The 14,283-nt window shown below is 49.0% G+C and carries 14 protein-coding genes and 3 pseudogenes; 9 read left to right on the top strand and 8 right to left on the bottom strand.

Annotated features, from left to right (window positions below; all coding sequences use genetic code 11):
- Positions 1 to 44 precede the first annotated feature (44 nt).
- The 3 genes from FDX09_RS12115 (at position 45) to FDX09_RS12125 (ending at position 3,254) form a co-directional block, all read left to right on the top strand.
- Positions 45 to 572, top strand: coding sequence for a GNAT family N-acetyltransferase (locus FDX09_RS12115; protein ID WP_137347270.1), 528 nt, complete (start codon positions 45 to 47; stop codon positions 570 to 572).
- Positions 573 to 678: 106 nt separating this feature from the next.
- Entirely contained in the window at positions 679 to 2,130 is a 1,452-nt protein-coding gene (locus FDX09_RS12120) for a tagaturonate reductase (protein ID WP_069325035.1), read from the top strand.
- A gap of 209 nt (positions 2,131 to 2,339) precedes the next feature.
- On the top strand, positions 2,340 to 3,254 hold the full coding sequence (locus tag FDX09_RS12125) for a bestrophin family protein (RefSeq protein ID WP_085048229.1): 915 nt from the start codon (positions 2,340 to 2,342) through the stop codon (positions 3,252 to 3,254).
- Here FDX09_RS12125 and FDX09_RS12130 read toward each other — a convergent pair.
- The gene (locus FDX09_RS12130; protein ID WP_085048228.1) at positions 3,247 to 3,627 is read right to left on the bottom strand and encodes a GFA family protein; all 381 of its coding nucleotides are present in this window, start codon (positions 3,625 to 3,627) and stop codon (positions 3,247 to 3,249) included. The genes FDX09_RS12125 and FDX09_RS12130 overlap by 8 nt on opposite strands.
- A 130-nt stretch (positions 3,628 to 3,757) precedes the next feature.
- Complete coding sequence (tam, locus tag FDX09_RS12135) at positions 3,758 to 4,516, bottom strand: trans-aconitate 2-methyltransferase (RefSeq protein WP_137347271.1); 759 nt, start codon at positions 4,514 to 4,516, stop codon at positions 3,758 to 3,760.
- A gap of 109 nt (positions 4,517 to 4,625) precedes the next feature.
- Here tam and FDX09_RS12140 point away from each other — a divergent pair, with 109 nt between their 5' ends.
- Entirely contained in the window at positions 4,626 to 5,150 is a 525-nt protein-coding gene (locus FDX09_RS12140; protein WP_137347272.1) for a GNAT family N-acetyltransferase, read from the top strand.
- 239 nt (positions 5,151 to 5,389) lie between these two features.
- Here the strand turns inward: FDX09_RS12140 and FDX09_RS12145 are convergent.
- Together FDX09_RS12145 and FDX09_RS12150 are read right to left on the bottom strand one after the other, a co-directional pair.
- Positions 5,390 to 5,996: pseudogene (locus FDX09_RS12145) on the bottom strand (isochorismatase family cysteine hydrolase).
- Positions 5,997 to 6,036: 40 nt separating this feature from the next.
- A complete protein-coding gene (locus FDX09_RS12150; protein WP_137347274.1) occupies positions 6,037 to 7,239 on the bottom strand; it encodes an MFS transporter in 1,203 nt (400 codons plus the stop codon).
- Between the two features lie 85 nt (positions 7,240 to 7,324).
- On the opposite strand from FDX09_RS12150, the gene FDX09_RS12155 reads away from it, so the two are divergent.
- Complete coding sequence (locus FDX09_RS12155; protein WP_137347318.1) at positions 7,325 to 7,975, top strand: GntR family transcriptional regulator; 651 nt, start codon at positions 7,325 to 7,327, stop codon at positions 7,973 to 7,975.
- Positions 7,976 to 8,702: 727 nt separating this feature from the next.
- Here FDX09_RS12155 and FDX09_RS12160 read toward each other — a convergent pair.
- Positions 8,703 to 8,906, bottom strand: a pseudogene (locus FDX09_RS12160) (alpha/beta hydrolase); the annotation flags it as partial.
- Positions 8,907 to 9,072: 166 nt separating this feature from the next.
- Here FDX09_RS12160 and FDX09_RS12165 point away from each other — a divergent pair.
- From FDX09_RS12165 to FDX09_RS12175, 3 genes and pseudogenes are all read left to right on the top strand, one after another.
- Positions 9,073 to 9,354, top strand: a pseudogene (locus tag FDX09_RS12165) (AraC family transcriptional regulator); the annotation flags it as partial.
- A 205-nt stretch (positions 9,355 to 9,559) separates the two neighbouring features.
- Positions 9,560 to 9,847, top strand: coding sequence for a VF530 family protein (locus FDX09_RS12170; RefSeq protein WP_087856619.1), 288 nt, complete (start codon positions 9,560 to 9,562; stop codon positions 9,845 to 9,847).
- Between the two features lie 12 nt (positions 9,848 to 9,859).
- Entirely contained in the window at positions 9,860 to 11,227 is a 1,368-nt protein-coding gene (locus FDX09_RS12175; RefSeq protein ID WP_137347275.1) for a glycoside hydrolase family 10 protein, read from the top strand.
- Positions 11,228 to 11,264: 37 nt separating this feature from the next.
- On the opposite strand, the gene FDX09_RS12180 is transcribed toward FDX09_RS12175, so the two are convergent.
- The 3 genes from FDX09_RS12180 to FDX09_RS12190 form a co-directional block, all read right to left on the bottom strand.
- On the bottom strand, positions 11,265 to 12,536 hold the full coding sequence (locus FDX09_RS12180; RefSeq protein WP_137347276.1) for a type II toxin-antitoxin system HipA family toxin: 1,272 nt from the start codon (positions 12,534 to 12,536) through the stop codon (positions 11,265 to 11,267).
- Positions 12,529 to 12,843: a helix-turn-helix transcriptional regulator gene (locus FDX09_RS12185; protein WP_087856616.1), complete on the bottom strand. Its 315-nt coding sequence runs from the start codon at positions 12,841 to 12,843 to the stop codon at positions 12,529 to 12,531. The genes FDX09_RS12180 and FDX09_RS12185 overlap by 8 nt, the downstream gene beginning before the upstream one ends.
- A 161-nt stretch (positions 12,844 to 13,004) precedes the next feature.
- Positions 13,005 to 13,643 carry a helix-turn-helix domain-containing protein gene (locus FDX09_RS12190; RefSeq protein ID WP_137347277.1) on the bottom strand — a complete coding sequence of 213 codons (639 nt, stop codon included), beginning with the start codon at positions 13,641 to 13,643 and terminating at the stop codon, positions 13,005 to 13,007.
- A 211-nt stretch (positions 13,644 to 13,854) separates the two neighbouring features.
- Between FDX09_RS12190 and FDX09_RS12195 the strand changes: the two genes are divergently transcribed.
- Entirely contained in the window at positions 13,855 to 14,253 is a 399-nt protein-coding gene (locus FDX09_RS12195; RefSeq protein ID WP_085048211.1) for an ion channel, read from the top strand.
- Positions 14,254 to 14,283: the final 30 nt, after the last annotated feature.

Here is a 14,283-nt window from a genome sequence, read left to right on the forward strand (position 1 = left end):
TAATTGTTAAAAGCATGCTGAGGGGGTCAATCTAAGGAGAAAAAATGGCTTCCTGCAAACCCTGCTTCGTGCTGAATGCGGCCCAGATTCTGTCGAGAATCGACGAGCTCAGCGATGTCCTTGAACAGTGCGTCAATGATGGCGCCTCCGTCAGCTTTATGCTGCCTTTTAATCGTGAGAAATCACGGCCTTTCTGGATGAACGTCGCGCAAAGCGTTGCCCGTGGGGAAAGACTCGTTCTTGGCGCCCAGAATGCCCAGGGAACGCTTGTCGGTACCGTCCAGCTCATTATCGATCAACCTGAAAACCAACCTCATCGCGCCGATGTCGCTAAGCTGCTGGTTCATACTTCTGCGCGGCGGAGCGGGATTGCCCGGAAACTGATGAACGAGCTGGAAAGTTGTGCGCGTCAAAGGGGCAAAACGTTGCTGGTGCTCGATACGGCGACGGGCAGTGGCGCGGAGTTGTTCTACCACAAGTGTGGGTGGCAAAAAGCAGGAGTGATACCTGACTATGCCAAAATGCCTGACGGGACGCTGACCGGGACCACACTTTTTTATAAAACTCTCTAATTTGTCGCTGGGGATTGATCAAAACAGGGTTTCAATGTATTAAAGTTTGCTAACCTATTGGACCAATTCAATCAGGTTGTATGACTAATCAAAAAGGGAACCCATTGTGCAAACTTTAAATCGTCGCGATTTCCCCGGTGCTCAGTATCCTGAACGCATTATTCAGTTTGGTGAAGGAAACTTCCTGCGCGCCTTCGTTGACTGGCAAGTCGATCTGCTGAATGAGCATACCGATCTTAACTCTGGTGTGGTCATTGTCCGACCTATCGAAAGTACTTTCCCTCCATCACTGAGTACACAGGACGGCCTTTATACCACCATCATTCGTGGTTTGAATGAGAAGGGCGAGGCCGTGAGCGACGCCCGTTTAATTCGTTCGGTTAACCGCGAGATCAGCGTCTATAGTGAGTACGATGAGTTCCTGAAGCTGGCGCATAACCCTGATATGCGTTTTGTTTTCTCCAATACCACCGAAGCCGGCATCAGCTATCATGCTGGTGATAAGTTTGAGGATGCGCCAGCGGTGAGTTATCCGGCCAAACTGACCCGACTGCTGTTCGAGCGTTTCAGCCATTTTAATGGCGCGTCGGATAAAGGCTGGATAATCATTCCTTGTGAACTGATTGATTACAATGGTGATGCGCTGCGTGAACTGGTTCTGCGCTATGCCCAGGAGTGGGCATTGCCGGAAGCATTTATCCAATGGCTGGATCAGGCCAACGCCTTTTGCTCCACGCTGGTGGACCGTATTGTCACTGGCTATCCACGTGATGAAGTCGCGAAGCTTGAAGCGGAACTGGGTTATCACGATGCGTTTCTGGACACCGCAGAACACTTCTATCTGTTTGTTATCCAGGGACCGAAGTCATTAGCCGCTGAGTTGCGTCTGGATAAATATCCGCTGAATGTCCTGATTGTTGATGACATCAAACCGTATAAAGAACGGAAAGTGGCGATTCTCAACGGCGCACATACCGCATTGGTTCCCGTTGCCTGGCAGGCTGGGTTGGATACCGTGGGGGAGGCCATGAATGACGCGGAGATTCGCGCCTTCGTGGAAAAAGCGATCTATGAAGAAATTATTCCAGTGCTGGATTTACCACGCGATGAGCTGGCGTCTTTTGCCAGCGCAGTGACAGGTCGATTCTGCAACCCGTATATCAAACATCAGTTGTTGTCGATTGCCCTGAACGGCATGACTAAATTCCGCACTCGCATCTTGCCGCAACTGCTGGCGGGGCAACAGGCCAGCGGTAAACTGCCTGCGCGTCTGACTTTTGCGCTTGCCGCGTTGATTGCGTTCTACCGTGGAGAGCGTAACGGTGAGTCTTACCCGGTTCAGGATGATGCGCACTGGATGACGCGTTTTCAACAGCTATGGTCCCAGCATCATGACCGCCAGATAAGTACCGAAGAGCTGGTTAAAGCTGTGCTGGCCGTTACAGAACACTGGGAACAGGATCTTACAGAAGTTTCCGGACTGGTAGAACAGGTTACTGCCGATCTGGATAGCATTCTGCTAAAAGGCATGCGCGAAGCCGTTAAACCACTGTGCTAATACGCAGACCCGGCTCAGGCCGGGTTTTTTACAGATCTTACTTAGTTACAACATACTATAGTTTTCTACTTTTATGGTGACAGTCTGCCACTTCAGCGCATTGTCCGTTCAGCAGGAGGAAAGATGTTTAGATAGTGTTGCGATTAGCTTGCAACATTGATCATGTTCGCGTCTAATGTGACGGATTTCACATTTTTCTGAAGATAACCATGATCGTTCGCCCCCAACAACACTGGCTACGCCTGATATTCGTCTGGCATGGGTCGGTATTATCTAAAATTTTTTCACGTCTGCTGCTGAACTTCCTGCTCTCCATCGCCGTTATTATCATGCTGCCGTGGTATACGATGCTGGGCATCAAATTTACCCTGGCACCGTTCAGCATTCTCGGCGTGGCGATTGCTATCTTTTTAGGTTTTCGTAATAACGCCTGTTATTCACGTTATGTTGAGGCTCGACACCTGTGGGGGCAGTTGATGATTGCTTCCCGGTCGCTGCTACGTGAAGTAAAAACTACCTTGCCGGACGACAGCGAACTGGGACAGTTTGTTCGTCTGCAAATCGCCTTTGCCCACTGTTTACGCATGACTTTACGCCGTCAGCCACAGGCTGAACCATTGGCGAAATACCTTAGTGAGGAGGATCTGCGAATAGTATTTGCCTCACAATCACCGGCAAATCGCATTCTGTTGCTGATGGGGGAATGGTTAGCTGTACGTCGGCGCAATGGTCAACTGTCAGACATATTATTCCATAGTTTAAACAATAGGTTAAATGATATGTCTGCGGTGCTGGCAGGATGTGAACGGATCGCGAATACCCCCGTCCCGTTTGCTTATACCTTAATCCTTCATCGCACGGTCTATCTGTTTTGCATCATGTTGCCATTCGCGTTGGTGGTAGATCTACATTACATGACGCCGTTTATCTCAGTGCTGATTTCCTATACTTTTATTTCGCTCGATACGCTTGCAGAAGAGCTGGAAGATCCGTTTGGTACAGAGAACAACGACCTCCCGCTGGATGCGATTTGCAATGCGATTGAAATCGATTTGTTACAGATGAATGATGAAACAAACGTGCCAGCAAAACACATTCCGGATAAGCATTACCAACTCACTTAGTTACATTCTTTTGCCACCATGTAGGCTGCATATCTGAAAAAGAGTGAAATTCCGGCGCCAGGTCTTCATCGTCAGGATCGTCAAAAGCGCCAGCTAACAGCGCAATAACCGGGGCGTCATCAATGGCGCCTACGGAACTGCCACACTGAGGGCAAAATGCCCGACTTGACGTCTCAGAAGAGCGCCAGGTTGTCGGTTTTCCGGCTTTACCCGTCCACGTTACATTTTCTGCATTAAACTCAATCCAGACGACGGTTGGTGCGCCCGTATGTTTCCGACATATATCGCAGGAGCAGGTATGGGAATTATTAGGACTGCTGGCCGCGAAGCGAATCGAACCACACAGACAGCCACCAATATAGACTTTAGACATGACAACTCCTGTCAGAAACACGTTGCCAGACACTAGCAGATGACAGGCTTTGCCACTAGATCCTCATGATAAAAAGGCGAGGGCGCGCATGGCAGATAGTCAGCTCCTGTGATGCACTTATAATAAACGCTTAATCATTACGTCTGGCTACGATAAATAACCGCGGAAAGGCCAGCAAAATTTTACCGTTTTCCTGCAGAGGATATTGTTCCTGAAGCAGTTCATGATAACGTGCGAGGTAAAGATGTTGCTCATTTTCGCTCAAATCACGCAACCAGGGCCGCAGGCCCGTTGAGCTTACCCAGTCGATAATCGATTGATGTGAATCCATAACGTGATAATACGTTGTGCGCCAGATATCCACCTCACAGCCCGCTTCAGTCAAAATATCATAGTAGGCGTGAACGCCAGGAAGCGGCGAGCGGCCCCGGTCAGGGTAACCTTGTTCATAAGCCACTTCACGCATCAAAACATGCGTTGGCTCTAGCCAGTTATCCGGCATTTGTACCGCCAGCACGCCATTGCGAGCCAGTAGCGATACCAGATGCGGGAACAATTCATAGTGATCGGGAACCCACTGCAATGAGGCATTAGCATACAGCAGGTCCAGAGGCTGCTCTGTCTGAAATGAACGAATGTCCGCTTCAATAAAACGGCATGTCGGTAATGCATTGCGCGCCTCATTGAGCATGGCGGGTGAGGTATCAACCCCGGTTATTAAAGCCGAGGGCCAGCGCTGATGCAGTAATGCCGTACTGTTTCCCGGACCACAGCCAAGATCGACCACTGAATGGACATTCTCTAACGCCACTCTGCTGAGTAATTCCGCAGCGGGTCTTGATCGTTCAGTTTCATATTGCAGATAAAGCGCAGGATTCCAGTCGGCCATGAATGAATCTCCAGTATGAGAGAAGAAGGCGGAAAGGGGCACATAAGTCCTTGCCGATGAGCCATTTCTTTTAGAAGATTATATGAAAATACAGGAGAAGGGCAGAAATATGCTGGAAACATCAAGACTGATTTTACGCCCGTGGGAAGACAAAGACAAAGCCCCGTTTGCCGCATTAAATGCCGATCCGGACGTGATGCGTTTTTTTCCGGCTCCGCTGCAACGAACGGAAAGCGACAACCTGGCTGCCAGATTCCAGGAAGGCATTACAGAGCGCGGCTGGGGATTCTGGGCCGTTGAACTTAAAGAAACACAGCAGTTTGTGGGGTGTGTAGGTTTACATCCACAACCTGATAAATTTCACTTTTCACCCTGTACCGAAATAGGCTGGCGTCTTGCTAAATCCTTCTGGCACCAGGGGCTGGCATTGGAGGCCGCCGAGGCGTGCCTGACGTTTGCTTTCGAGGACCTGGCGTTAAGTGAGGTGGTTTCATTTACGTCGGTGCTGAATAAACCGTCAGAGCATCTGATGATACGGTTGGGCATGAATAAAACTGAAGAGTTCGTGCATCCCGCGTTGCCCCCTGATCACCGGTTAGCACAACACATCCTGTATCGGAGGGGGGCAGTTTGATTACCATTTTTCGGAAAGTAAGCGATGTCTCATGGAGCAGTATATAACGATTACCTACTTGTCAAAGCTCACCAGAATTGTCTAATCACTGGCTCGTTAGAAATGTCCAAATGTTGAAAAGTCTGCTTAGTGCTGTGAGTTCAATGAGTCGATGCAACGCCATCTTTAATCAGGGGGGACGTTCATATGAACGGGCATATCCGGTCATCTTCCCCCAGTACATTACGGTTATTTTGATGTCAGCAATTCATATTTTTATGCCCAGGCTTTTGCTATTTCAGATGAGCTGGTAACAAAAGCATGTTGAGGTAGAATTTTTTCAAGTAAAAACACATTGGTTTCATGATCTGGATCTGCGCAGCAATCACTCACAACGATAAGGCGGTAATCCAGGTCAAACGCTTGCCCCACTGTAGAAAGCACAACGCCACTGGTCGTCACACCGGTAAGAATCAGCTCTTCAATGCCTTGAGCACGGAGAACCATCTCAAGTTCGGTAAACGAGAAAGCTCCGACTCTGCGTTTAACGATGACAACCTCATTCTCTGCCGGAGCGACATCAGGATGAATAGCCGTGCTCTCGTTGTCAGCCATAAAAATTCCATTCTCTTTAATCGCAGAAAAGATCGTGTTGTTTTTGCTGACCTCTGGATACCCCTTGCGGAATCCGACACTGACATAAATGACCGGTACGCCTGCCGTGCGTGCAGCGGCTATCAGTGATGCGGTATTGCGGATAACGTTTCCAGCGCTTTCTTGCGGGAGGAAATTGTTAAGGATGATCGTCTGAAAATCCATAACCAGCAGAGCGCTGTTTTTACTGATGTTACTAAGTTGATTTGACATAAAATTTCCGAAGTTTGCAGATGACGTGTAATGAAGTCAGTTAGCGTGTTGCTGACTGGCGATGGATTTTAAAGTTCCAGACCGCTCCGGCTAGCAGGATGCAGCTGGTTGCCAGGAAGACGGCTCGCATACCGATATGCCCGCCGACAAAGCCGCCAATCAGCGGTCCGATGAACTGGCCAGCGAACTGTGCTGCGACGGAATAGCCAAGAATGCTGCCCACCATACCTTCTGGTACGCGGTGGCGTATCACTGCTGCAATACAAGGCAATAAGCCTCCGAGTGCCAGTCCCATAAGGAAACGCAGGGCAATCAGTTGCCACCCGGAGGTGACAAATGCCTGAGGGATCAGCAGTAAACCGGCCGCAGTCAGTGCCAGCGTGATAATGCGTAAATGTCCTATCCTGTCTGCCACTTTTCCTAGCCATGACGCGGAAATAATACTGCCCAGAGCCGTTGCAGCCATCACATATCCCGCTACTTTCGTTATCTGAGAAGCCTCACTGACGAGAGTGCGCACATAGACTGTGATAATGGGTTCTATCGACATATTGGCCAGCATCAGCAGCAGACCGGTGCAAAGCATGCAGATAATTACAGTACGGGCAGGCAACTGCGACCAGCTCACTCCCGTTTTTGCCACTGTATCCTCAGGCTTTTGCACCTCTTCGCGAATGAGAGTGAGGGTCATGATAAAGGACAGAAATATCAGCGCACCTGCACAGAAAAACGTGGTTCGAATACCGATCAGACCAGGAAGCCATCCTCCGGCAAGTGGACCGACAAGATTGCCAGCCATTACACCGGATGAAACAATCCCCAGCGCCCAGGCTGCACGGTCTCTGGGAGCCTGAACTGCGATAAGAATTGTCGCGCCGGATGAGTAGCCTCCTGCCAGGCCAACTAACAACCTTAATCCGACAAGTTGCCATATATTTGTCACCAGCCCCATAAGCGAAACAGTAACTGCCATGCCAAGGCTGGCTCTCACGAGCATCGACTTGCGTCCATATCTGTCACCGAGTTTTCCCCAGACAGGGGCGATCAACCCGGCAGTGATAAACGTTGCGCTAAATGCTACGCCAGACCATTGAACGACCGCGGCATGCCCGCTAACACCCAGTTCTTCGACATACAAAGGCAGGAACGGCAGCATAAGGGTCATTGCGAAGACGGTTGAGAACGAGCCAATGAAGCAAACGAGCAGGTTTCGTTGCCAGAAGCTGTTATACAATTGGGTCATAGAAATACTCTTTCTTGGTATACCATATTGGTATACCATAAAGATAATGCATTTCACTGTCAATTTTTGGGAGATCATTGCCGTCATGAGCCAGGCATCTGAGGTTGAAAACCAATTAAGAAAACTGATACTCAACATGGAGCTGGGGCCGGGAGAGCGGTTAACGGAGCGCTGGGCTGAAGCGACGTTTAACGCGTCCCGGACACCTGTGCGTGCAGCATTACAAAAGCTGGAGTCAGAAGGGCTAGTATGTCGTGACGGGTTACGCTGGATGGTGGCACCGATTGATGTCGCTGAAGTTGAACAGCTGTGTATTTACCGGGAAGTATTGGAAGTGGCAGCATTAAAACTATCCGCCAGCCAAATGACGGAAGAACAACTCAACGGTCTGGAAAACCTGCTTAAAACGAATACTGCTGATGCGCCAGAAGAGGTGATGGACGATGCCGGGACACGATTCCATCTACAGTTGGCCCGTCTTTGTCAGAATGCGTTTATTTTCGAAGGGGTAAGCGATGCCCTGCGCCGACTTTCACGGGCACGATGGTTCGACAAAGCGCCGTCAAATCCCGCGTGGGATGATCATCGAGAAATAATTGCTGCGCTTCGGTCGCGGGATACTGATAAGGCAGCAGAATTACTCGCCGTTCATCTCTGCGAAAGCCGCCTCCGCCTTCTTGAGGCAATCAATTCAAGCAGGCGTAGCCTAAGGGCGAGAGGTATTGCGATATCCTAATATGGTCTCCAGGTCGTCGGGGTCGCAGACCTGTGAACGGGGTCAGTACGTAAAAATTATTACGTATCGGCGCGGTTTGAGTGGATGACCGGACACCATAAAAACCTCTTAACCAGCCAGAATTGGCTGGCTGTTTTCGTCAACGTCTGACGAATCGAAAAAACAGACGTTATACGTAATGATCCGCGCACGAGTATTAAAGGCGTTGTGATGTAGCTGCGGCGGCTGCGGGTGACGTTCGCCAGTTCCGGCGGTGGTGGCCACCACGGATTACGTAAAATTTCACGTAATCCGGTTTATCGATACGTGAATTTGCCATGCTGCGTGAAACGCGCTGTAAGCCGTTCGTTGTGTGATGTGGTTGATTGACCAGGCCGGAACCGTAAAAATGGCTCTCCGTGTCACTGGTGCGCATAATGTATATTATGTTAAATCATGTGATGCGCATAAAGTCATAGAGTTAAGTCCCCATTAATCTTTCGTTTGCTGGCATTTGGACATTGGTTGACACCACTTCTAACTCATCGCTTCTGTTTCTACTCTTGGATACGCAATAATTAAATACGTTGTGATTTCCGACTACCCTATCGATGGGAAGAAATAAAAGCCACCTTCTATGTAGGCGGCTTTTAACTTTGTCAGGCAATCAATCAACTGGCGCTGGTAAACACGCAGCATCACTTCACGAAGGTAAAATCTCGATCGTGGCCGCTCTGGCACGTGTCCCAGTCATTTTTTGATGATCCACTTTTTCGCTTCTTGGGAAAGTTTTATCCCACGTATGAACCAGACGCACTGAAGAATCTGCTGTGCCTGGTGCAGGCTGGGCGCCCGCAGTTTCTGTTGAAATCAGAGCCATTGCTCCGGCAAGGAGTGCGCCATTAAAAAAGCGCGCTGAAGATTTTGGCGACATGATATTAGAACCTTTCATTGTAATTTCAGTGTTGTTATTTTGAGTATCTTTAATGAAAGATGTTATTAAAATACTCTGCATTATTTGCCTGATCCTCTGAACCTGATTTCAAAGCGTATATTTCAATTTTCATAGCTGCTAAGTTGATTACGCCAAAAGACGTAAAAATGTGAGGTATTACAGAATGATTTCTGACAAGTCGGTTGAAAAATTACTTTGTGAGCTTTCGAACGATATTGCTCAGCGTACACCCGGCACCGGTGATTTTCCTACAGCCGTAGAAGGACTCGAATTGTTCCGCCGAAACGAACCCGCTCCTCCGGTGAGCTGTCTGGTCCCTCCCAGTATCGTTCTGGTGGCCGATGGCGCGAAGATCATGTGGGTTGGTGGTGAACCTTATGAATATAGTGCGGAAAAATTCCTGATCACTTCTCTTGACCTGCCAGCCAGTTCGGAAGTATTACAGGGTAACGGATTGCTATACGAGAAAGAGTTCTTCCATCGCGATTAGCCTGAAGTGTCAGGTCTGTCCGCCCTCTTCTTTTTACAGTTTCAGCGAATGTTCCTTGGAAGATCAGTGTCGATTTGGGCCATTGCTGGTCGTTCCGCTTTCTTGTAATCTGTCTCGTTGCACGACTGACAAAATCTGGAAATACCGAACTGGACTTCATATGAATGCTCATACTTCAAAAGACCCTTTACATGGCGTTACGCTAGAAATGCAGGTCAATGCACTGGTCGATCGTTTTGGTTGGGCCGAGCTTGCTCAACGCATTAACATCAACTGCTTTAAAAATGAGCCGAGCGTTAAATCCAGTTTAAAATTTCTGCGCCGTACGCCGTGGGCGCGTGCTGAAGTTGAAGCGCTCTATCTTGATTCGCTGCATGACGTGACCCCGTTCAACAACACTACACCTGCTATTGATCCCTGGGCTAACAGCCGCAACAAGAAAAAATAAGAGCATAGTCTGATGCCAGCATCCGGTTTCTTTTCAGGAAAATATCAGAAAAAACTGGCGAATATCTTCGTCCGTTGCCATGCCAGAGTACCGCGAACCAATCTGAAATGGTTCGCGGTACTTGTGGGCAGTATGTTGTTACTTGGCAGTTGCTCTTCACAGCCGCCCGGTCCCAAAGTCGCCCCACTACCTCCGGTGAGTAAACCGCAACAGAGTAAGGAGCCGGTGCGCGGAATCTGGCTGGCGACGGTTTCCCGTCTGGACTGGCCGCCGATCTCATCAGTGAATGTCAGTTCCCCTGCCATCCGTATCAGCCTGCAGCAGAAAGCGTTGACGGATAAGCTGGATAACCTGAAACGTCTTGGCATCAACACCGTTTTTTTCCAGGTCAAACCCGATGGTACCGCATTGTGGCAATCTAAAATCTTGCCGTGGTCAGATACGCTAACCGGCACGATTGGTCAGGATCCGGGTTACGATCCGCTACAGTTTATGCTCGATGAAGCGCATAAACGCGGCATGAAAGTTCATGCCTGGTTTAACCCTTACCGCGTATCCGTTAATCTCAAACCATCAACGATCACCGAATTAAACAGCACGCTGTCGCAGACGCCCTCCAGCGTTTATGTCCTGCACCGGGACTGGATCCGCACCTCGGGCGAGCGTTTTGTACTGGATCCCGGTATTCCCGAAGTGCGCGACTGGATCACCAGCATCGTGGCGGAAGTGGTGGAAAATTATCCGGTCGACGGCGTGCAGTTTGATGACTACTTCTATACCGAGTCTCCCGGTTCAGCGCTTAACGACAGCCAGACCTTCAGAAAATATGGTCAGGGATTTGATTCCAAAGCTGACTGGCGGCGCGATAACACCCAACGATTGATCGCCCAGGTTTCGCGGGCCATTAAGAAACTTAAGCCTGAGGTGGAATTTGGCGTCAGCCCCGCCGGTGTATGGCGCAATCGTTCTCACGATCCTGCGGGTTCCGACACCCGTGGCGCAGCAGCGTATGATGAATCTTATGCTGATACTCGTCGCTGGGTACAATTAGGCTTGCTGGACTACATCGCCCCTCAGCTGTACTGGCCTTTTGCCCGTGATGCGGCGCGATACGATGTGCTGGCGAAGTGGTGGGCAGATGTTGTGAAATCAACCAACACTCGCCTTTACATTGGAGTGGCGCTGTATAAAGTCGGCGAACCTTCACGAAAAGAGCCGGACTGGACAGTCAAAGGTGGCGTGCCAGAGCTGAAAAAGCAGCTCGATCTGAACGAGTCCGAACCACACATCAACGGCACCATCCTGTTTCGCGAAGATTATCTCAATCAGCCGCAAACGCATGAGGCCGTAACCTATATTCGCAGCCGTTGGGGGCGTTAATGGTTATCTTTAGGTCAGTGTAACGACGGTATCTGCATCACTTGGACAGTAACCGGCGGACATTATCATTAATTTGTTTTTGGATCGTATCCAGCGTGGTTTGCGTTATCTGATCGGGGTATTTGTCACTGGCGATAGCGCTCAGCCCTATCGCAGAGTGGCAGATCTTTTCGATTATGGCGTTCACCTGGTCAGCAGAGAGCTCAGCTTCCTGAACGCCAAGCAACTGAAGGTGCTTTCTTTTGATATCCAGCGCCTCCCCCAGCACGTCCATTTGGTGGTACCCGCCGGGTCCTTCACACCAGGTGACGTCGTAAGCCGGAGCCAGAGTCCAGTTTCCATCGGCTGACATTAAATAAGCAAAGTTCTTCGGATGATCGTCACGATTGTTGAATGCCACGTTGAAAACCACGCGTTCGAACGCTTTCGCCTTTTCTCTGACATCATTGGTACAGATCTGCGTGGCGCGCAGAAAATCCCGGTAATCTAAAGCGCCGGGTAACTGGTAATTTGCTCCGGTAAGTGCCGCCAGACTCTGCATTGGAATACGTATCGACTGGTCACGGTCGAAACGGCGGGTGGCAAAGGCCGCCTGCCCGCCGGGCAGCTCAAAATATGCCGTATCGGGCGTGGTAATCCCACATTGACGCAAGCATTCAGCATAAACCGCTTCGATGGCACATACTTCAGCATGCTCATGCCTGGCGGGAAATTTAATCAACCAGCTTTCGCTCCCGGGTAGCGGCGCAGTAGTAAATTTTGACGTGACACTGTCACGATAAAGTAGCGCTTTTGGCCTTGCCCCTTGTGGCGAACCGCCCATCTGAAGCAATTTTTGCAAGAATTCCCCGCCGTCTCCACTCAGGACTTCCTGCACCTCAGCGGCCAGTTGTTCGAGAGGCACATCCTCTTTTGAAATCTTCTCGACATCTGACTGAACGGGCTGGAAAGTCATGGCGCCCATCGCGTTGTTGCCGACCCAGGTTAAGCGCTCCAAAGGACCTATGCGCGCTGCGTTTAGTCCGCGGCGTTTAAATAATCGGTCCATCAACAGCATACCCCAGCCATCAGGTAACGAATCATAGACTGGTCCAGGTAATCCCAATTGATGAGCCGGGAAATCCCTGCGTAAACGTGGGCCGTTCAGCGGTAACATCAGCCGGGACAGTTCCAGTCCCTTACGTATGGCGTCTTCACTGTATTCAAAGGCGATCAACGGGCGTCCGGTCAGGGCTGTGGAAGACACCAGTTTTCCCCACAGCCATTTTTCACCCCAGCCTTCATAAAAGACATCAACTTGTTCAGGCATCAGAATTTTTCCTTTTCACCCGCTGGCGTGCCGCGCTCTTCTCGTAACGCAAAATATCATCCAGACTGTCTATCCTGGGTTTGAATAAACCCTCCAGCGCATCGCCATAACCTAACACCATTGCGACTTTGACCAGATTCTCAAATCCTACGTTCTTACCTGTTTCCAGATTCGAAACGGTATTCACACCGACACCTGAACGCGCGGCAACCTCAGCCTGCGTCATTTGCCGCGCGAGTCGTTCTTTACGCAATCTGTCACAGAGTAGTTTGACGATATCAGCAGCCGTATTGAGTGTTAAATCCATAATATTGGCCCTTATTTGGATAAATGCCAGTTTACACACAATATTATAGAGTTAAATTGAGGTTGATACAAAGCGGATAACATATGTTTTGATGGATTTAACGTCATAAATCCGTCATAAGACCCATCATACTATATTTAAATCATGGACGGATGCGGTGGTTAATCTGCCGAAATGCAGATTAAATGCCCGCGATGCAACTGGATCGCCCCCTGTCGTTTTAACCTGGCAAGCGTATCCATAATGGTGCTGCGGGAAAGCCCGGTTCGCTCCCTGATATACTGTACCGCCGGGATTCTTTTTCTGACGTCATCCGGCTCTTGCTGTAAAAGTTCAAGATGTCCCCAAACCATATCAGTTGCGGTTCGACTGGTGATCAGGCGATCGCGCTGGCTCATTACCTGAATAATATACGCTTCAACTATTGCCACAGATTCCCAGAGTCGATCGCGATTAACGATAGTCATGAAATCCGTTTTCTTCACTACATGAGTAGTACATGGGCTGACTGCTTCGATATTATAAAAGTTATGCCCAGTGGGAAGAAAGAACTCGGCCATTCCCAGCATCATTGGCGCCTGCTGACTGGCCAGGATGAGCCCATCAGTGCGCCGGCGAATGACTATTCTACCTTCGGTCAACAACCAGATCCCATTCTCACCCTGAGAGTCCATAATAAAAGAACCGCTGCGATATAGCGACTGGGCTTCAGAAAGTGGCAGTAATGCATTGAAAAGTTTGGTTATATTAGTCGCAAGGAGTTCTTCGCTGCTACCGGTTTGTTCAGTATTGCTGGTCATAGAAGGCTCAGTCTAATTCACTAAATAATCTTATTAATGATTATCGGTAATAGAGAAAAAATCAAACCTGAAAAGTCCATTTTTGGATTTTATTATTAACATTAGCCTTACAAGAAAGTCTGATTTTATACTTGCAATACATTAATACTTTTTGTCAAAAAAAACACAGTGATAATATCAATGAACAAAATGGTTCTTGTGGGCTTTTTCAATGTTAATTAAAAATATCTTGTGGTCGCTATTTATTACTGGATTATGTGTGGGGGTTCATTATATTTTGACGCGATGGGTAACCAGACGCCTGCAATGTGCAACATTGAGAAAGCCGAGAGCAGGATTATTATGCTCTTTATTACTGCTTGCTCATTTATTGGAATGTGGCGTTTATGCAACATTTTATTATATTCATCATTGCTTTAGTTCATTTTACGACTCGCTTTATTTTTCAATTACAAGTTTTGCCACCGTCGGTTATGGCGATTTGCTGTTACCACGATTCTGGGAGATCTCCGGTTCACTTGAAGGCATGACAGGCGCACTGCTAACTGGTTGGTCGGTCGCTTTACTGGTAGCAGTAGTGGTGCTCGAATCCGGCGAAAAACAACGTTAGAGATACCCTCTAATTAAGTTATAAATTCTG

This window comes from Citrobacter sp. wls717, assembly GCF_005280955.1.
In the GTDB taxonomy this organism is placed as follows: domain Bacteria; phylum Pseudomonadota; class Gammaproteobacteria; order Enterobacterales; family Enterobacteriaceae; genus Citrobacter; species Citrobacter werkmanii.